The following is an 18,821-nucleotide window of genomic DNA, read 5'->3' as shown; positions in this document are numbered from 1 at the left end:
ATTTACCCCCTACTCGTTTTTATGAATCGTTTTAGCTTCGATACTAAAGGTATAAGCGAAAGTTCTTCTTCCTCAAACAAACCTGCACGTATGGCGGTCCCCACAAAGACGGCTGCCCCGATCGCCACTCCGATCAGCGCCTGGATCGTGGCAAGCAACCGGCCCTCTCCTGAGGACATCAAGTGAAACGAGGCATTATATAACAGAACCACCGCACTCATGAAGACCGCACTCTTTACGATGATGAATATGTATCTCTTCTCCATTAGTGGCTTTTTGATATGCACCCTCAATACCGCATAAAATAATGCAGACATGATCATAAAGGCCAGTACCGTGGCCGAGGCCGCCCCGGCAATTTGGTATTGGGGCACTAAAACAAGGTTCAACGCCCACTTGCAGCACACCCCTATAATCGTAATGACGACCGGCATGACCGTATAACCGAGGCTTTGGATCACAGCTGCAGCGGTCATGATGAGGGAGGAGAATAATATCGATATTGAAAAAATGGCTAATGTAACCGTCCCTTTGTCATCCGTGAACAGCATATGATTGACCGGACTCATCATGACTGCCAGGCCGACCGCTGCCGCTAGTCCAAGCGAAGCACTTACCCGCAGCGCCAATTTGATTTTATTGAATAATTCTTGTTCATCACGCTTTTGGACAAATCCGGATATGACAGGTACAAGCGCCAATGCAAAAGAATTGGCCGCAACCGTCCCTAGCTGAAGCAAGGGCTGCCCACGGTCATAAACCCCTTTCCAGCCTTTGGCTTCATTTTCCCCCATTCCCGTTTCCCTTAATAAGGAATAGAGGTGCAGCGAGTCGACAAACTGAAACAAGATAAGGATCAGCCCCGTTATACAGAACGCCAGCCCTTGAAAGACCAAGGCTTTGGATATCTTGATGAAATTTGCCGGTTTAAGATCCATTCGTAAAAAAATCTGCCATTCTTCTTTCAGGATCACAAAAACCAGGAGCAAGGCAAGCCCCGTAATGCCGCCGGCGATAGACCCGAAGACAGCCCCCTTGCCGACCACATAATGTGAGTAGCCCTGGTGCATGAATAATGTGGAAAGCACCAATATCGTCAACACCCGGATAAATTGTTCAGCCACTTGCGAACTTGCCGTGGGAAACATGTCGTTCATCCCTTGGAAATAGCCCCTCAAAACGGACGATACCGGCATTAGTAAATAGGAAAAGGCTATTATTTTCAGCAGGCTGCTTAATTTCGGGTCTTCCATCAAGCCGGCAACCCAATCGGCGCCGAGGAACAAGGCAGCAAACATCACGATTCCTATCGAGCTAAGGACAAGGAAGGAAGACACCAGGATGTCCTTGACTGCAAAATCATTTCTTGAAGACTCCCGTTCTGCAATCAGTTTGGATATGACGACAGGGAATCCAAGTGTCGATAACGTTAAAGCAACGCCGTAGAAGGGATATACCTGTTGATAGATATAAAATCCGATGTCACCGGCAATATTTTGATACGGTATGCGGTAGGCCGCGCTCAGAACTTTTACGATGATTGCCGCTGCGCTCAGAATCAACGCACCCCGAAAAAGCTCATTTGAAGTTTTATAAGGCTTTTCAGCCATTCTCTTTCCCCTTTTCACTCATATGTGGTAGTTATTATAGCATAATTTTAGAGGTTATTTTTCATTCAGGCCGATCCTGTAAACGTTTTTCCATTTCCCATGGCCCCATCTCCTAGATTACATTCCGCCTTCAAGGAAAACAAAAAGGACAGCGATAGCTGCCCTTTATTGCATCTTAAAAATATGATGGCATGTCCAAGCTTACTGTTCCATTTGTCTGGCTAGGAAACTTGCTGCTGTTTCGACAGATTTCTGTTCCACTTCACCGATTGTGCCTTCTTTTGAAAAAATCAGGACTGCACCGATCGGGTCGCCGCTCGCAATGATTGGAGCTGCTGTATACGATTGGACCTCTTCATCATTTGAATCGACGAAGGAAATTTGCCCGTTCGGCGATTCCAAGACTGGATTTCTTTCTTCCATGATCTTTTCGACTAGTTCACTAACACTTTTATTTAAGTATTCTTTTTTGGAGCCGCCTGCGACTGCAATGTAAGTATCCCGATCACATATCATAACTGGGTTTCCAAGGCTATCATAAAGGGCTTCTGCATACTCCCTTGCAAAATCGCCTAGTTCACTAATGGGAGAGTATTTCTTTAAGATTACTTCACCATCTCTGTCGACAAAGATTTCCAATGGATCCCCTTCACGAATACGAAGGGTCCTTCGAATTTCCTTCGGGATGACGACTCTTCCTAAATCATCAATTCGGCGAACGATACCAGTTGCTTTCATCAAATGTTGCCTCACTTTCATCTAATTGATTTGATAAATCCTCTTTTTGTAACATAATCATCACCAGCTATTGTACATAGTATTTTTCTAATGGTAAGTTCTATGCACTTTGAAAAAATTTTTCTTTTTCATGCATTTTATTACCATGGTATCTTAAAAACGTTTTCTGATAAGAGGACCATCAATCACGATTAGTTTTTGGTTGCTTGTGTCTCTTTTTTAACAAACTGTAAACCCTTGGTCATCTCAAATAGGATATTGAGCCATTTGCTTTGCTCGACGCCTTTTATATGCAAGACTAGCTTCATTCGGTTGCCATCCATGCCGAAGCCGACCATCCGGCCATATTTCGAGCCGAGTTCAAACACTTTTTGACCATCCACGTCGCTGCTTACCTTTTCCCTAAGAAGAATGCTGATTTCCTGCTTCAATTGTTTAATGCTCTCGATACCGGCATTTTCAGCATATACCTTCATTTCGGCAATCTGGAACAGATAGGCGACTTCCTGAGGATACTCTCCAAACCGATCGAGCATTTCATCTTGCAGCTCTTCGACTTCTTCAAGAGAGGCGATCCCTCTGAACCTTTTATACATTTCAATTTTCTGATGCCCATCCATTATATAAGCATCAGGGATATACGCATCTAATTCAATGTCGATCTCAAGGGTATTCTTCACTTCGGCAGGCTGGTCATTGCGTTTCGCATCTACCGCCTCTTTAAGCATTTGGGAGTACAAGTCGAAGCCGACGGAATCGATGAACCCATGCTGTTGGGCCCCAAGAATGTTTCCTGCTCCCCTGATCGATAAATCACGCATCGCAATTTTGAACCCTGACCCCAATTCGGTGAATTCCTTAATGGATTGAAGCCTTTTTTCTGCCACTTCGGTCAAGACCTTATCTTTCCTATAAGTGAAGAATGCATAAGCCACCCGGTTGGAACGCCCTACACGACCGCGGAGTTGATAGAGCTGGGAAAGTCCCATGCGATCCGCTTCATTCACGATTAAAGTATTGACATTCGGGATATCTACACCCGTTTCGATAATGGTCGTGCTTACCAGCACATCATACTCGCCTTCTAAAAAGCCGAACATGACAGCTTCCAGTTCTTGTTCGGTCATTTGCCCGTGAGCGAAGGTGACTCGGGCGTCAGGTACCAACATGGAAATTTCTTCTGCTTTTCTTGCTATATCTTCTACCCGGTTGTATAGGAAATAAACCTGTCCGCCTCTGGCCAACTCCCTTTCTATCGCTTCCGTCACCAACGAGCCATTATACTCCATAACATACGTTTGGATCGGGAAACGATTCTCAGGCGGTGTTTCGATGACGGATAAATCCCTCACACCGAGCATAGACATGTGAAGGGTCCTCGGAATAGGGGTTGCGGTCAGTGTCAGTACGTCGACATTGGTTTTTAGCCGCTTGATCTTTTCCTTATGCGTGACCCCGAAGCGCTGCTCTTCATCAATGATGAGCAAGCCCAAGTCACGATAGACGATATCCTTGGATAAAATCCTGTGCGTCCCTACGACTATATCCACCGTTCCAGCCTTCAAACCCTTAATCGTTTCCGTTTGCTGTTTTTTCGTCCGGAAACGGCTCATATGACCAATTGAAATGGGATAATCTTGAAAACGCTCCCTCAGAGTTTCATAATGCTGCTGGGCGAGGATGGTTGTCGGGACAAGAAAGGCAACTTGCTTCCCATCCATAATCGCTTTGAAGGCAGCACGAATTGCCACCTCCGTCTTCCCATAACCGACATCCCCGCATAGTAAACGATCCATCGGCCTTTCTCGTTCCATATCTTTTTTGATTTCGACAATCGAACGCAGTTGATCTTCCGTTTCGTTATAGGCGAATGAGGTTTCGAATTCCCTCTGCATATCGCCATCAGGAGAAAATGCGTAGCCTTTTGCCGCCTCCCGTTCCGCGTATAGCTTGATCAAATCATCGGCAATATTCTCCACGGATGATTGAACCTTGCTTTTGACGCGCTTCCATTCCGTTCCGCCAAGCTTATAGAGCTTCGGTTCCTTCCCTTCGGAACCGACATATTTTTGGACAAGGTCGATTTGGTCAACAGGAACATACAATTTGTCATCAGCTTGATAACGAATATGTAAGTAATCTTTATGAACGCCGTTTATGGTGAGCGTTTCAATTCCTAAATACTTACCGATACCATGGTTGACATGGACGACATAGTCACCGATTTTCAGTTCGGAATAACTTTTGATTCGCTCTGCATTCGATAGTTTCTGTCTTCGTATCGATTTCTTGGACTTCTTATTAAATAACTCCGTTTCCGTGATGATGCTGAATTTCTGCATAGGCAATTCAAATCCGCTATTAAGACTGCCTCTTAAAATCTGCACTTTACCAGGAAGGATGCTGTTCGCATCAAAAAGCTCGGCGGCCTCTATATCATAATCGGCTAACACCGCATGCAGCTTTTTAACCCGCTCGTCATCCTGCCCCAGTATGACGATTGTATATTTCCCCTTTTTCCACCGCTCCAGTTCAGATTTGAACACATTCATCTGTCCGTGGAAATTCTGCATTTGCTTACTGGCAAAATTCAGGATATTCTGAGGATTCGTATGCGGTACATGCCGTAAAAACAAGGAAAGGTATACAAACGGCCTGCTGGATTTCATGATCAATTCCTGCATAGGATGCGCCAATTTCACGTCATGGATGATCTGCCCCTGGCTTAAAAGGTCCGTGTACCAGCCCGCCTCTTCTTTTTCCAGGGAATCATTGATTTCCTGGATTCTACTTATTTCATCCAAGAAAACTAACCCATTTACAGGTAAATAATCTATTAAACTAGCTGGATCTTCATAAGCCAAGCTTAAGTATTTAAATATCTGGTCGGGTTTATTTCCCATTTTTAGCTGTTCAAGCTCATAGCCAATCGTTTGAACCAGCTGTTCCTTCGCTTTCTCGTCTTTAAGCTTCTTCAAGCTTTTACTTAAACCGCTTTCAAGCTTTGTGATGATTCTATCAATATGCTCCGGCTCGAGCAACGCTTCGCTTACCGGTCCGATCATCACCTTGTTGAGTTTTTCGATGGAGCGCTGATCTTCACTTGAAAATGTCCTGATCGAATCTATTTCCGTATCGAACAATTCAATACGGATCGGATTAGGCTCCGTGATTGGATAAATATCGATTATACCGCCGCGAATGCTGAATTCACCGGGGGACGCCACCATTTCAGACCGGTTATACCCCATGGATATAAAGTTATTCAACGTTGGTTCGAGATCGATGTCTTCACCAAGCTTAAACGTAAGCTGATGCCGCTTCCAAATATCCTTTGAAGGAAGCACTCGGCGAACCCCTGGAATGGGCGCGATGACGATCCCTTTCCTTCCTTCAGCCCAAAAATTCAATGCCTCCACACGCTGGGCCCTTAATTCCGGGCTGGCTACACTCAAATCAGCAGCAATCAATTCATTGGCAGGATATATATATAATTCTTCCTCGGGAATGAAACTTGATAAGTCCTCATGGAATTTTTGAGCTTGCAATAAATTATGGGTGACCAATAAAATCGGCCTATTCGTCTTTTCATATACTGAAGCCAGCAATAGCGATCTCGATGATCCTGTCAAACCAGAAACGATTTGTTCTTTAAGCCCTTCATCGATACCCGCTATTAACGAATGAACATCATCTTGTTTGGAGAACAAGTTTTGTAATCCATTCATTTTCTTTCCCCCCTCTCTATAACTTGCGAAAACCAAATGAAATCTTTTATTAAAACTTGGCCCGATCGACCAAGCGGGTTTTTGTTGTATATTTTACGAGTTGCAGCAATTTGGACAAACGGAAAAATGCTTTGGATTTTGTCCAAAGCCCTCTTCCGCTAATGAATAATATAATCGTTTTCATATAATTCAGGGTATCTTTGCAGCGACTCATGACAATCTTCACATATTGCCTTTACATGCATATCTCCCTCGGAATCATAAACGATCATCTCTTGTCGCTCTTCATCAGTAAGTTGATTAAAACCTAACTGCTCCGTGCTCAGTGAGTATGCCTCGATTGAGCCCAGCTTAGTTCCGCAATGTCGGCATCGATAATGGAGAGCCATTTCGTAACCCCCTATTTTGTAATAGTGTTAGTATGTACAAAAACAGAGGGATTTTATTCAGCGAAACAGGAAGATATTATTCTTTACTTATATCTACTCATAGCTTATTGATTATATTCATTCATGACCTGTATAAATGGTTTTTCCAACCAGGCTTCACAGGAAGCTGCACTTTTTTCGATTGTCGCCCCTACATGATCCCATTCTTCAGGCGTAAACCGCCCTAAAACGTAATCTGATACCGGGATGCGGCCAATCGGGCGCCCTATCCCGATTCTGATCCGATTGAATTCCTGTGTGCCCATATGAGCGATTGAGGATTTAATTCCATTATGACCGCCTGCACTTCCTTTTTGGCGAAGACGAAGCTTCCCCGGAGGCAAATCGAGGTCATCATAGATAATGACCACATCCTCGACATCCACCTTAAAGAAATGCATGACTGCCGATATGGACTCTCCTGATAAATTCATGTATGTCAAAGGCTTAAGCAATAATACTTTTTCTCCTTTAACCATGCCTACACCATAGATCCCCTTATGTTTTGCCTGATCGAGCGGAATCGACCACTTACTGGATAACTCATCTATTACTTCAAAACCGACGTTATGCCGGGTTTTTTCATATTGTTTACCTGGGTTTCCTAACCCTACAATAATTTTCATGATTCACACTCCGTCGTTACGGTTATTTATGGAGTTACATTGGGACGAAGTTTCCCAAGGGTCATTGACCTTAGAAAAATAGTACCCTAATTTCAAGCTGGCTTGCAAGCGACGGGAGAACTAATTAGAAAAAATTCTATTTATAGGGATTAATTGCCATCCACATCTCTGTACCCAAAGCTTGAAAAGACGTAACTCCAGTAAGAGCTACGCCTATTATATCACGATTCAATTGTTTAATCTCGGCATCATGACTCTGAAGAGGGCTTGGTTTCCCTTCCTTCTTCATTTTCCGGGATCCCTCCATCTTGCTGTTCACCTGTATTGATTTCCTCTTCCTGACGAGGGGCCAAAACGGATGCCACCACTTCTTCACCATCGTTATCGATCGTAACATGCTGCTTCGATTGGATATCGCCTATGTAGATTGTATCGCCTACCTGAAGCTCCGTAACATCGACGTCGATGGCCTCAGGAATGTCATTCGGCTTGGCCGTAACCGTCACTTCATGAAGGGATTGCTGAAGGACCCCGCCATCTTTCACGCCTTTAGAAGTACCCACGATGTTAATGCGGACTTGGGCCTGCAATTGAGCGGACATATCGACGATTAAAAAATCCGCATGATAGATGAAGTTCTTTATCGGGTCTTTTTGGTAGTCAGAGAGCATGACCTTGTAACTCTTTCCTTCCAGGTCCAAGGAAATGATACCATTGCGGCCTATTTCCTTAATTGTCTTCTGAAGCTCACCGTTATTGACCGAAATGGCCGTACTGCCGTTTTGATTGCCATATACGACGGCCGGAATTTCTCCGCTTTCGCGCAAATTTCTTAAATTCGAATGTTTTAAATTTGTACGTTCTTTTGCAGCTAATAAGTTACTCATACATCCTCCGCCTTCCTATATTATAATTATAAGTTTCTCTATATTTAACATTTCCCTAAATCGGCACGCATTAAACATGAAAGGTAAAAACCGGAAGACTTCAGTGGAGGTATGGACATACTGGTAATAAAGGATTCGACTTAAAAAATCACCATTAAACTTTTTCTCGGCATCTATGCGTGTATCGCCTTGCTCTCCATTGCTCCGTCAACCTGCATGACCCTGTTTAAGATTTGGGAAGCTAAGGATACATATTGGATATTATCCTTTTGCCTTGGTCTCGGAAGATTGATTTCCTTGTTCATGACGACTTTGCCTTCCTCGATCAATAGGACCCGATCAGCCAAGGTAACCGCCTCTTCGACATCATGTGTAACGAGCAAGGCAGTAAAGTCCCTTTTCCGCCACAGCTCTTCGATCAAACGCTGCATTTCGACCCTTGTCAAGGCATCCAATGCCCCTAATGGCTCATCAAGGAGCAGAATGTCAGGTTGATTCACCAATGCCCTCGCTAAGGCTACCCTTTGTTTTTGTCCTCCTGATAAAACGGAGGGCCAATCATGTGCACGGTCGGCAAGGCCCACCTGCTCCAGCAACTCCATGGCATTTCGCTTCCAATCGCCATTTAAACCTATCCCAACGTTTTGAAGGATTTTTTTCCAAGGAAATAGCCGCCCATCCTGAAACATCGTGCGTGATGATTTATTCAATCCGTTCAGGGACTTTCCATTCACAAAAATCTTGCCGCCAGTCGGTTCATCCAGACCTGCGACAAGACGAAGCAAGGTACTCTTGCCACATCCGCTCTTACCGACGACAGCTACGAACTCCCCTTTTTTAAAAGAAAGGTCCACCCCCTTTAGCACTTCATGATCACCAAAACGCTTTGCTACGTCCTGCAACTCCAACGAATTTACATTCTTCATCATAAAGGCCTCCTCATTGGTATGATGGATGCCACTTCAAGCATCTTTTTTCGACCATTTTGGCAAACACATCCGATATTTTCCCCAGTAAAGCATATAAGAGAATGCTCAGCACGACGACGTCCATCCTCATGAATTCCCGTGCATTCATCGCCATATAGCCAATCCCTGAATTGGCGGATATCGTTTCTGCGACAATCAACGTCACCCACATGATTCCAAGCGAGAAGCGGATACCTACCAAAATGGAGGGAAGGGCTGCCGGAAGAATCACATTCCAGAATAGAGAAAATCCATGAAGCCCATAAACCCTCGCTGCCTCAATCAAATCTTTATCCACCGACTTCACGCCATGAAAGGTGTTTAAATAGATAGGGAAAAGGACCCCTAAGGCTACAAGAAAGATTTTGGCCTCTTCTTCTATCCCGAACCAAAGAATCACGAGCGGTATTAAAGCTAAATGCGGTATGTTGCGCAACATCTGCAAGGACGTGTCGAATAATGTTTCCGCAATGTTGGATATCCCATTTAACAACCCTAGGGCAAAACCAATGATCCCGCCTATTAAAAAGCCGATGAAAGCCCGCTTTGCACTGATGCCGATATATTCCGCAAGATCTCCCGTTTCCAATAAAGCGGCACCTGCTTGAAGCACCTCTGTCGGGGCAGGCAATATTCGCTCCGACAGAATTCCCCACAAGGACAGCAGCTGCCAGATCACCAATAGGAGAAGGGGGACGAGCCATGAGATGAAATGTGATTTATTGAACGTTTTGTTTAACTTTGCTTGCATCTTCACTTTCACTTCCTTTTGTAGGGTAGTGGTCATTTGCCAGTATTTCCCCGAATGGGCTCGTCGCCTTTGAAACGGGTGCTTGCTGTTGTTCAATCGGAAGCAAAGGGAATAATAATTCCGCCACACGGTACGCTTCTTCCAGGTGGGGGTAACCGGATAAAACAAAGGATTCTATCCCGATTTCTTCATATTCCTTCATTCGGGCGGCAACATTCGCCGCACTTCCGACTAGTGCCGTCCCAGCCCCGCCGCGCACAAGGCCGACGCCTGCCCATAAGTTAGGGCTGATTTCCAGCGAATCCCTGCTTCCATTATGAAGTTGTGACATCCTTTTCTGTCCCACTGAATCGAAACGCCCGAATATTTTTTGTGAATTTTCAATCATTTCATCATCGACGTATTGGATGAGTTCTTCCGCCGCCTGCCAAGCTTCCGCTTCCGTTTCCCTTACGATGACATGCATCCTTATGCCGAATTTGACCTGGCGTCCATACTCTGCTGCCTTCTTACGAACCTTCTCGATTTTCTCCGCTACTTGCCCTGGTGGCTCACCCCACGTCAAGTACACGTCAATATGCTTTCCGGCTATATCGATGGCCGGCTCCGACGAACCGCCGAAATAGAGTGGAGGATACGGCTTTTGTACAGGTGGCAACAGGATATTTCCACCTTTAACTTTCAAGTGCTCGCCTTCAAAATCCACTTTTCCGCCATCCAAAGCCTCTCTCCAGATATCCAGGAATTCATCCGTCTGCCCATAGCGTTCTTTATGATCAAGAAAGACGCCGTCGCCCGCCAATTCGACTGGGTCCCCGCCGGTGACTACATTGATCAAGAGCCTGCCGTCCGATAGCCTATCGAAGCTTGAAGCCATCCGGGCAGCCAAGGTCGGTGACATTAACCCCGGACGTATCGCCACTAAAAATTTCATCCTTTCGGTTGCTAAAATCAATGAAGAACCCACTACCCATGCATCCTCACATGAACGGCCCGTCGGCAGCAAAGCTCCTTCAAAACCTAAATGGTCGACCGCCTGTGCGATTTGCTTTAAATACGGAAGTGTAATCGCCCTCCCGCCCTTTGTCGTTCCTAAATAGCGACTTTCCCCATGTGATGGCAAAAACCAAAAAATTTTCATTTTCCATTTCCCCCTTCATTATTTTTTATGGATGCATCCAACACGTTAATTTTGCTTGGAATTAATTTAAGATTGTAAAATGTATCGGCTATTTTTTGCTGATCATCCAAAACGGAATCGGAAATATCCTCAAGACCGTATTTCTTTCTTTTTAATGTTTTTTCTAATACTTCAACACTCATTCCTATTTCCGGTGATAAAAACTCGGCGACATCGCTTGGGTTTTCTTCTATCCATTTATCCACCTTTATCAGTTCTTCTTTTATGATGTTCAAAGCCTCTTCATTCCCGGCAAAGGTATCGGTAGCCAAGAAGAATTCCCGATTCGAAACAAGCCCTTCTCCATTCTGGATCGTTTTCGTTTTCAGTTCCAATTCCGCTGCCGATAAGAAAGGGTCCCATATTACCCATGCATCAATTTGGTTCCCTTCAAAGGCCGCCCTTGCATCAGCCGGCGGTAAGTAGACAGGTTTAATATCATCCAATGTAAGGCCCGCCTCCTCCAAAGCCTTGACCAAAAGGTAGTGCACATTGGAGCCTTTATTCAAGCCGACCTTCTTGCCTTTCAATTCCTTCACACTTTTAATGGGGGAATCCTTTTGTACGACAATAGCCTCCCCAGCAGGATTTGCCGGCTGATTGGCAACATAGACAAGCGGAGCATTGGCTGCCTGGGCAAAAATCGGCGGCGCTTCCCCTGTGTGCCCAAAGTCAATGCTGCCGACATTCAAGGCTTCAAGCAGCTGAGGGCCTGCGGGGAATTCTGTCCAATCGACGGTATAACCCGCATCTTTTAAACGTCTTTCCAGATCTCCCTTCGATTTTAAAATATTTAATGTCCCGAATTTTTGATAACCGATTTGAATGGTTTTAGCCGATTCTTTTGCATCGTTACGTTTGGAGCTGGTTTTCTCCTGTCCGCATCCACCTATGATCAGCAAGAAGACGCAAAGAATGGCCAGCAGCCATATTTGCTTTTTTTTCATACTCTGCACACCCTTCCCCCACTTTTTATATAAAATAAAAAGCTCCTTTCCTCACCATGGGATAAGGCACAGAAAAATGCCTCATGATTCAATGGTGAGTAAAAAGGAGCCTTCGGTAGCCCGATCGGCGTACTTTCGTTATATTCCATTCCATTTAAATGGATGGAAATTGTATGTTCATTTTATTACTAGTATTCACACCTGTCAACTAAGAATTAGGCAATTCCCCATGTTGGTTCCATTAACCTAAAACATGGTGAGCCTAAGGGCCCACCATGTTTTTTAGTATGCGTATTTATTTTCATCAATCGAATAATGTGCTGACTGATTGTTCCTCGTGAACACGAATGATGGCCTCGGCAATCAAAGGTGCTACGGAAAGTCCGACTATCTTATCGATTTTCTTATCTTCAGACAGGACGATTGAGTTGGTCACGACCAATTCCTTGATCGTTGAATTTTGAATCCTTTCGATGGCAGGACCTGAAAGGACCGGGTGAGTACAACAAGCATAAACCTCTTTAGCGCCATTTTCCACAAGTGCATTTGCAGCCAGTGTAATCGTGCCTGCCGTATCGATGATGTCATCGATCAGGATTGCTGTTTTCCCTTCAATATTACCAATGATGTTCATGACTTCCGCCACGTTCGGTCTTGGACGGCGCTTATCGATAATGGCAATAGGCGCTTTTAGGCGATCTGCCATTTTACGGGCGCGCGTAACACCGCCATGATCAGGAGAAACGATGACAATATCACTTAGATCTTTTTCTTTGAAGTGATCCGCTAAAATCGGAACGGCAACAAGGTGATCGATTAAAATATCGAAGAAACCTTGGATTTGCGGCGCGTGAAGATCCAGGGTGATGACACGATGGGCACCAGCCGTTTCCAAAAGGTTCGCCACAAGTTTGGCAGTAATCGGTTCACGTGCGCGTGCTTTACGGTCTTGCCGTGCATAACCATAGTATGGCATAACAATATTGATCGTCTTAGCTGAAGCACGTTTAAGAGCATCGATCATAATTAAAAGTTCCATTAAATTTTCATTAACTGGTTGACTTGTTGATTGAATCACATATACGTCACAGCCACGAATGCTTTCTTCAATATTAATCTGAACTTCACCGTCACTGAAACTGGTTACGCTACATTTTCCAAGTTCAACACCGATTGCAGCTGCAATTTCTTGAGCTAAATCAAAGTTTGAATTCAACGAGAATACTTTTAAATTAGGATCTAAATACTGATTTGACATGATGACCTCCGTCGGTTATTTATTGAATTTTAAATTCTTCACATAATCTTCTTTGTTGACTTGACGAGCCCGGGCAACTGACAAGGCTTCCTGCGGTACATCTTGCGTAATGGTTGACCCTGCAGCCACATATGCCCCTTCTCCAATTGTCACAGGTGCAACAAGATTAGAGTTGCAGCCTATGAAGACGTTGTCCTCAATCTTCGTCAAATGTTTATTTTTGCCGTCGTAGTTCACGGTAATAGATCCGCAGCCGATATTAACATTCTCTCCAACCTCTGCATCACCGATATAACTCAAATGCGAGGCTTTGCTTCCATTGCCGAAAACGGCCTTTTTAATTTCGACAAAATTTCCGATTTTAACGGAATCGTGAATATCCGAATGAGGTCTAACATGAGCGAAAGGCCCGATTTTAACGGCACTTCCGATTCTGCTTTCATGCACGACCGATTGAAAGATCTCCGTTCCATCACCAATTTCACAATCACTGATTTCCGTATTCGGACCGATCAAGCAATCTTGGCCAATCACACTGTTTCCCTTGATGCATGATCCAGGGTTAATGACCGTATCCTGTCCGATTTGCACATTAGCTTCAATGAAAGTCGTCAATGGGTCGATGATCGTTACACCATTTCGCATATGCGATTCATTGATGCGTTTCCGTAAAATCTGCTCGGCCTGCGATAAAGCCACACGGTCATTTACCCCTAATGTCTCCTCGAAATCGCTGGATTGGAATGCCGTCACTGTTTCGCCTTCTTGTTTTAAAATTTCAATAACATCCGGCAGGTAATATTCGCCCTGGACATTTTCATTTGAAACCTTTTTCAATGCGCTAAACAATGCTTGGTTGTCGAAGCAATATGTACCGGTATTTATTTCCTTAACATATCTTTCTTCATCAGAGGCATCCTTATGCTCGACGATTTTTTCTACAAGTCCGCCTTCACCGCGAAGGACCCTTCCGTAGCCAGTCGGATTATCTGCATATGCCGTTAAGATTGTTGCTTTCGCCTGACTCCGCTCATGCAATGCTATGAGCTCTTCCATCGTTTCTGCTTTGATCAAGGGCGTATCACCGCAAATTACAAGGGTCGTTCCGCTTTTACCGGATAAAACGCTCTCCGCTTGCATGACGGCATGTGCCGTACCTAATTGCTGGTCTTGCAGGGCATACTTGCATGAATCGCCAAGCTGATCTTGAACTTTTTCAGCTCCATGGCCGATGACTGTTACAATATCCTCTATTTGAAGTTGATTGACATGATCGATAACATGTTGTACCATTGGTTTCCCGCAAACAGGGTGCAAAACCTTATAAAGCTTAGATTTCATCCTTGTACCTTGCCCAGCGGCCAAAATTATTGCATAGCGATTACTCATAACAGGCCTCCATTTTCACCTTTTTATCCACTAAAAATATTATCTCAAATAGTGATTCATTTCAAGGCAACAATTAAAAGTACATATTATTGTCAACCGCTTGAAAATAAAAAATTCAATTTCCGATAACCAATCAGCTTTTCGATATTCCGTTTAGCAGCCTTGAAATCTTTGAAAAAAGGTTAAATTCCTGTCGGACGCCGATTTTCATGACCATAATCATGCAGAAACCGAGCCTTCCCCTTCCGGAAAGCCCTTCCCAACCCATTATTGCCAAAAAAGGCCCGTTCGCCATCTTGCCCTATAAGGGCATCTTTAAGCGGCACCGCATCTTCTGTCATCCACATGACGATATGAGGCTGCTCGGCTCATTTTTATGAAAGGGATAGGCCCTATCCCCAATAAAATGGGATCATTAAAAAGGTTTGAAAAATAAAAAATTGGGTATATGAATGGTGAAGAACCACCGCAAATATCTCGAAACAAATCCAATCAACACAGAACTTTGCGGACGAATGGACGGTTCTGGATTTCCCGCTTTGGAATAAACTAAAAAAGAGCACTACTTATGAAGTAGGCTCTAGATGCACGAGTTTACATTTCAATGTTAAAAGTAAGGTTGATTAAGAAGCCCCAGCTCCAGCTTCCTCTAGTTCAGTTTCAAGTTCTCCCAATCGATGATATTCTGTCAAGACAGCTTCTTGAATTTTACCGCGTGTCGAGGAATTGATTGGATGAGCGATATCCCGGAATTCTCCATCAGGAGTTCGTTTACTTGGCATTGCTACAAATAAACCATTGTTTCCGTCGATTACACGAATATCATGAACCACAAATTCATTATCCAATGTAATTGATGCGATAGCTCTCATACGACCATCCGTATTCACACGGCGTAATCTTACGTCAGTTACTTCCATTTAAGCTCACCATCCCTTTTTGTTGTTGTTAAAACTTAAAGTACATATTCAACAAAAAAACGTGAACTCCTTCTATTATCTGTAAGTTTTTTAGAAAATTCAGCCTAGTTTTCAAAAATTACAGAAACTTCCCTGATATTACAGGAAAAATACCCATTACGTATGCCCCTTAAAAGCAAAAAAACGCCCGTTATTTAACGAGCGCAACCACTTCTATCTCCACCAGTGCATCTTTAGGGAGGCGTGCAACCTCTACACAAGAACGGGCAGGTTTGTGACTTGAAAAATATTCTCCGTATACTTCATTGATCGAACCGAAATCGTCCATGCTTTTAATGAATACAGTGGCCTTGATGACCGTTTCCAAGGATGCCCCCGCTTCTTTCAACACGGCTTGAAGGTTTTTGAACACTTGATGAGTTTGTTCCTTGACATCACCCGTCACCATTTCACCAGTAGCAGTAAGCGGAATTTGCCCTGAACTGAAAAATAACTTATCGACGATCACGCCTTGTGAATATGGGCCGATTGCTGCCGGTGCTTCATTCGTATGTATCGTTTTCATGAAATGATTCCCCCTATCCCTTTTTAGAAAAATAATTTCCACGGCTGACATTGATTTTTTTGTCTCTTTCTACTACCTGTGTCAATTTGATTAAGGATACATAATCCTCGACAAGGCATTCCTCGGTATGCTCCGATTCAACCAGCACGGCAATTCCGGCCACTGTTGCCTTGAATTCATCCAATAAACTGACCATACCATTAATGGTGCCTCCAGCCTTCATGAAATCATCCACAATCAATACATTCGAACCCTCAACCAAACTTCGTTTCGAAAGTACCATCGTCTGAATTCTCTTCGAAGAGCCTGAAACATAATTGATGCTCACTGTAGAACCTTCCGTCACTTTATTGTTCCTTCTAACGATGACGACCGGCACGTTCAAATAATTTGCCACGGCATAGGCCAATGATATCCCTTTGGTTGCCATGGTCATAATGACCGAAACATTTTTCCTGGCATACATGGAAGCGATGATCCTGCCAACCTTATTCACGGTTTGCGGATGCCCTAATATATCTGTCATATACAGATAGCCGCCGGGAAGAAGCCTTTCAGGGCTGGCAATCGTTTCGCATAATTCGTCAATGAAGGCATTTGCTTCGCCTTCCTTGATGGATACGATATATTTCACGCCGCCTGCCGCACCCGGAACGGTCGTTAAAGATCCGATCCCACGCTGTTCAAAGGTATCCTTGATGATTGTCAAATCTTCACTGATCGAGGATTTTGCCGAACTATACCTTTCAGCAAAATAAGTAAGCGAGACAAGTTCTCCTGGATGTTCTAATAAATAATTGGTCATATCGACCAGCCTCTCGCTGCGACGAAATTTCATTGAGACACCCCCTTTGTGAATTCCGAATATTATATAGCAACTATACCACTAATGTACGTTTCTATTCAAGATTGTTTCGATCGCCCAATAAACGGACCGCATAGACTTGATCACAGAATCCCCGCAGCCCGTTATATATTCTTTGCATGCGCGAGTCATGTTCCACCAAACCAAAAACGGTAGGGCCGCTTCCGCTCATCAAGACCGAATCTGCTCCGAATGTTTTCATTTGATCTTTAATATTTGCAACTTCCGGATATAACTGCAATGTCACTTGCTCGAGAACATTGCCCAACCCATCGCATACATCCTGATAACTGTTTGCCTTGATCGCCGAGATCATTCCAGGCACATCCGGATGATCCATTTTTGAAATTTGGAGCCTTTTGTATATATCAGCCGTGGAAACGCCAATTGTCGGCTTGGCTAAAATGACCCAGCATTTCGGCGGTGCCGGCAGATGCGTGATTTTTTCCCCGCGCCCTCTGGCCAGAGCCGTTCCCCCATAGACACAAAAGGATACATCAGAGCCAATTTCCGCTCCTATTTCCGCAAGCTCGTCCATGGATAGCCCAAGCTTCCACAGTCTATTTAAGCCTCTCAGGGTAGCTGCGGCATCACTGCTTCCCCCGGCAAGTCCAGCTGCTACAGGAATATTTTTCTCTATAGTTATAGAAACACCTTTATTGATTCCAAAACGTTCCTTTAGAATAAATGCGGCTTGGTAAGCTAAATTCCGATGATCATCCGGAACGAATCGATTATGGGATAGAATCTGTATATGGTTTCCCTTTATTTCCTTCAGTTCAATTCTATCGGCAAGGTCGACTGTCGTCATGATCATTTCCACCTCATGATACCCGTCAGGCCGTTTGAAAAGCACATCCAAAGCCAAGTTAATCTTAGCCGGGGCTTTTTCCATAAGCTTCAATATGTCCACCTACTTTAACGTTCTTAAAAGTTCTTGTCCTATTCTATCATATTTGTTTATATTCTAAAGGTTTTTTCATCGTAATTTCAATGTATTGAAGCGAAGATCGACCTTCAGAGGCGAATGGACACATGCAGTAGGCATATGGGCGAGCAGCTTCTCCCTGCTTACAATATTCATACAGCCCTTACGATACATAAAAAACCGGACTCCTTATCTACAATGTAAGCAAAAATGAATCGTGCTATACATTGTAACGGGAGCCCGGCTTCTTTAAAGGGTGACAGCATGTTGCAATTTAGTGTTCAATTTATTCTTTGTTCACCAATTGACGTTGTGCTTTTTCGATAGCAAGCTTCACCATGTTCCCTGCGTCCTTGGCCCGGATTCCTCCCCAGCCTTCTTTCTGGACCACATCGTAAAATCCAAGTTCTTTTGCCAATTCTTCTTTAAGACCATCTGACATAATCCCTTTTCTCCTGCTCAAGCGAAACGACCCCTTTCACATGCTGTCACATGCCTAGTGTTTGCATCATACGTTATTTCATTACACCTTTTATGAAAATCGATTGTCCTTCCAGGCCAAAACAAAAAGCAGCAAACTCATGTTCGCTGCTTCGTCTAAGTTACATCTCTTGTTGTTTGTTTAAAAATGTTAGTTCTACGGTTTCCGTTAAAACATCCGCATAGCTGTAAGATACTCTTTCAAACGCATTTTCATCTTGGTCGAGCTCAATTACAAAAACAGCCGGATAAGTTTCCGCCAAAATTCCAAAACGTTCTACAGTCTTTCTTCTTCCACCATTTGCTTTTAAGAGCAATCTTTTGCCTAGGTTTGAATCAAGTGCAGTTTTAATATCAGCTAGAGTTTTTGGCATTTTCGGTCCACCTCACTAAGTTAAGTATATCACAATTTACATATATACGCAAACAAAATAATAAATTATATCAGCACTTAAAAATGTAGTCAATATATTTTTACCTGAAATTCGGCAAAATCCTGAACAATTTTATTATATCCTGGGAAATGAAAAATTATGTAAACGAACTATCACCT

Annotated in this window: 18 protein-coding genes; all 18 read right to left on the bottom strand. The window is 43.8% G+C overall.

Annotated elements, in window-relative coordinates:
- Positions 1–2 precede the first annotated feature (2 nt).
- Positions 3–1,610: a polysaccharide biosynthesis protein gene (locus MHI53_RS00350; protein WP_340372563.1), complete on the bottom strand. Its 1,608-nt coding sequence runs from the start codon at positions 1,608–1,610 to the stop codon at positions 3–5.
- A gap of 201 nt (positions 1,611–1,811) precedes the next feature.
- Positions 1,812–2,348, bottom strand: coding sequence for a stage V sporulation protein T (spoVT, locus tag MHI53_RS00345; protein WP_061144055.1), 537 nt, complete (start codon positions 2,346–2,348; stop codon positions 1,812–1,814).
- A 191-nt stretch (positions 2,349–2,539) separates the two neighbouring features.
- On the bottom strand, positions 2,540–6,076 hold the full coding sequence (gene mfd / locus MHI53_RS00340; RefSeq protein WP_061144021.1) for a transcription-repair coupling factor: 3,537 nt from the start codon (positions 6,074–6,076) through the stop codon (positions 2,540–2,542).
- A 158-nt stretch (positions 6,077–6,234) separates the two neighbouring features.
- The gene (locus MHI53_RS00335; RefSeq protein WP_061144022.1) at positions 6,235–6,465 is read right to left on the bottom strand and encodes an anti-sigma-F factor Fin family protein; all 231 of its coding nucleotides are present in this window, start codon (positions 6,463–6,465) and stop codon (positions 6,235–6,237) included.
- Positions 6,466–6,569: 104 nt separating this feature from the next.
- The gene (gene pth / locus MHI53_RS00330; RefSeq protein ID WP_061144023.1) at positions 6,570–7,130 is read right to left on the bottom strand and encodes an aminoacyl-tRNA hydrolase; all 561 of its coding nucleotides are present in this window, start codon (positions 7,128–7,130) and stop codon (positions 6,570–6,572) included.
- 248 nt (positions 7,131–7,378) lie between these two features.
- On the bottom strand, positions 7,379–8,017 hold the full coding sequence (locus tag MHI53_RS00325) for a 50S ribosomal protein L25/general stress protein Ctc (protein ID WP_061144024.1): 639 nt from the start codon (positions 8,015–8,017) through the stop codon (positions 7,379–7,381).
- Positions 8,018–8,190: 173 nt separating this feature from the next.
- Complete coding sequence (locus MHI53_RS00320) at positions 8,191–8,946, bottom strand: ATP-binding cassette domain-containing protein (protein WP_061144025.1); 756 nt, start codon at positions 8,944–8,946, stop codon at positions 8,191–8,193.
- Positions 8,947–8,956: 10 nt separating this feature from the next.
- Entirely contained in the window at positions 8,957–9,736 is a 780-nt protein-coding gene (ssuC, locus tag MHI53_RS00315; RefSeq protein ID WP_061144026.1) for an aliphatic sulfonate ABC transporter permease SsuC, read from the bottom strand.
- On the bottom strand, positions 9,705–10,877 hold the full coding sequence (ssuD, locus tag MHI53_RS00310) for an FMNH2-dependent alkanesulfonate monooxygenase (RefSeq protein ID WP_340372562.1): 1,173 nt from the start codon (positions 10,875–10,877) through the stop codon (positions 9,705–9,707). Before ssuD ends, ssuC begins: the two co-directional genes overlap by 32 nt.
- Positions 10,874–11,863, bottom strand: a complete 990-nt coding sequence (locus MHI53_RS00305) for a sulfonate ABC transporter substrate-binding protein (protein ID WP_340372561.1) — start codon at positions 11,861–11,863, stop codon at positions 10,874–10,876. Before MHI53_RS00305 ends, ssuD begins: the two co-directional genes overlap by 4 nt.
- A 304-nt stretch (positions 11,864–12,167) precedes the next feature.
- Complete coding sequence (locus tag MHI53_RS00300; RefSeq protein ID WP_061144029.1) at positions 12,168–13,121, bottom strand: ribose-phosphate diphosphokinase; 954 nt, start codon at positions 13,119–13,121, stop codon at positions 12,168–12,170.
- Positions 13,122–13,136: 15 nt separating this feature from the next.
- On the bottom strand, positions 13,137–14,510 hold the full coding sequence (gene glmU, locus MHI53_RS00295) for a bifunctional UDP-N-acetylglucosamine diphosphorylase/glucosamine-1-phosphate N-acetyltransferase GlmU (RefSeq protein ID WP_061144030.1): 1,374 nt from the start codon (positions 14,508–14,510) through the stop codon (positions 13,137–13,139).
- Between the two features lie 623 nt (positions 14,511–15,133).
- Positions 15,134–15,430 (bottom strand): septation regulator SpoVG, encoded by a 297-nt coding sequence (gene spoVG / locus MHI53_RS00290; protein WP_034316332.1) that lies wholly within the window; start codon positions 15,428–15,430, stop codon positions 15,134–15,136.
- A gap of 190 nt (positions 15,431–15,620) precedes the next feature.
- Positions 15,621–15,995 carry a RidA family protein gene (locus tag MHI53_RS00285; protein ID WP_061144032.1) on the bottom strand — a complete coding sequence of 125 codons (375 nt, stop codon included), beginning with the start codon at positions 15,993–15,995 and terminating at the stop codon, positions 15,621–15,623.
- 13 nt (positions 15,996–16,008) lie between these two features.
- Positions 16,009–16,833, bottom strand: coding sequence for a pur operon repressor (gene purR / locus MHI53_RS00280; RefSeq protein ID WP_061144033.1), 825 nt, complete (start codon positions 16,831–16,833; stop codon positions 16,009–16,011).
- Between the two features lie 61 nt (positions 16,834–16,894).
- The gene (gene ispE / locus MHI53_RS00275) at positions 16,895–17,764 is read right to left on the bottom strand and encodes a 4-(cytidine 5'-diphospho)-2-C-methyl-D-erythritol kinase (protein WP_061144034.1); all 870 of its coding nucleotides are present in this window, start codon (positions 17,762–17,764) and stop codon (positions 16,895–16,897) included.
- Positions 17,765–18,074: 310 nt separating this feature from the next.
- The gene (locus MHI53_RS00270) at positions 18,075–18,251 is read right to left on the bottom strand and encodes a protein sspF (RefSeq protein ID WP_155645575.1); all 177 of its coding nucleotides are present in this window, start codon (positions 18,249–18,251) and stop codon (positions 18,075–18,077) included.
- A gap of 139 nt (positions 18,252–18,390) precedes the next feature.
- A complete protein-coding gene (locus MHI53_RS00265) occupies positions 18,391–18,642 on the bottom strand; it encodes a Veg family protein (protein ID WP_061144036.1) in 252 nt (83 codons plus the stop codon).
- Positions 18,643–18,821: the final 179 nt, after the last annotated feature.

Source organism: Peribacillus sp. FSL E2-0218 (genome assembly GCF_037992945.1).
GTDB lineage: Bacteria > Bacillota > Bacilli > Bacillales > DSM-1321 > Peribacillus > Peribacillus simplex_B.
This window is presented reverse-complemented; position numbering and strand designations above follow the sequence as displayed.

Bases quoted from the DNA above. Each gene is read 5' to 3' on its own strand.
- spoVG (WP_034316332.1), bottom strand. From the start codon at position 15,430: ATGGAAGTAACTGACGTAAGATTACGCCGTGTGAATACGGATGGTCGT.
- ssuD (WP_340372562.1), bottom strand. From the start codon at position 10,877: ATGAAAATTTTTTGGTTTTTGCCATCACATGGGGAAAGTCGCTATTTA.
- MHI53_RS00325 (WP_061144024.1), bottom strand. From the start codon at position 8,017: ATGAGTAACTTATTAGCTGCAAAAGAACGTACAAATTTAAAACATTCG.
- MHI53_RS00300 (WP_061144029.1), bottom strand. From the start codon at position 13,121: ATGTCAAATCAGTATTTAGATCCTAATTTAAAAGTATTCTCGTTGAAT.
- MHI53_RS00305 (WP_340372561.1), bottom strand. From the start codon at position 11,863: ATGAAAAAAAAGCAAATATGGCTGCTGGCCATTCTTTGCGTCTTCTTG.
- MHI53_RS00320 (WP_061144025.1), bottom strand. From the start codon at position 8,946: ATGATGAAGAATGTAAATTCGTTGGAGTTGCAGGACGTAGCAAAGCGT.
- pth (WP_061144023.1), bottom strand. From the start codon at position 7,130: ATGAAAATTATTGTAGGGTTAGGAAACCCAGGTAAACAATATGAAAAA.
- MHI53_RS00265 (WP_061144036.1), bottom strand. From the start codon at position 18,642: ATGCCAAAAACTCTAGCTGATATTAAAACTGCACTTGATTCAAACCTA.
- purR (WP_061144033.1), bottom strand. From the start codon at position 16,833: ATGAAATTTCGTCGCAGCGAGAGGCTGGTCGATATGACCAATTATTTA.
- glmU (WP_061144030.1), bottom strand. From the start codon at position 14,510: ATGAGTAATCGCTATGCAATAATTTTGGCCGCTGGGCAAGGTACAAGG.
- mfd (WP_061144021.1), bottom strand. From the start codon at position 6,076: ATGAATGGATTACAAAACTTGTTCTCCAAACAAGATGATGTTCATTCG.
- spoVT (WP_061144055.1), bottom strand. From the start codon at position 2,348: ATGAAAGCAACTGGTATCGTTCGCCGAATTGATGATTTAGGAAGAGTC.
- MHI53_RS00285 (WP_061144032.1), bottom strand. From the start codon at position 15,995: ATGAAAACGATACATACGAATGAAGCACCGGCAGCAATCGGCCCATAT.
- MHI53_RS00335 (WP_061144022.1), bottom strand. From the start codon at position 6,465: ATGGCTCTCCATTATCGATGCCGACATTGCGGAACTAAGCTGGGCTCA.
- MHI53_RS00350 (WP_340372563.1), bottom strand. From the start codon at position 1,610: ATGGCTGAAAAGCCTTATAAAACTTCAAATGAGCTTTTTCGGGGTGCG.
- ssuC (WP_061144026.1), bottom strand. From the start codon at position 9,736: ATGCAAGCAAAGTTAAACAAAACGTTCAATAAATCACATTTCATCTCA.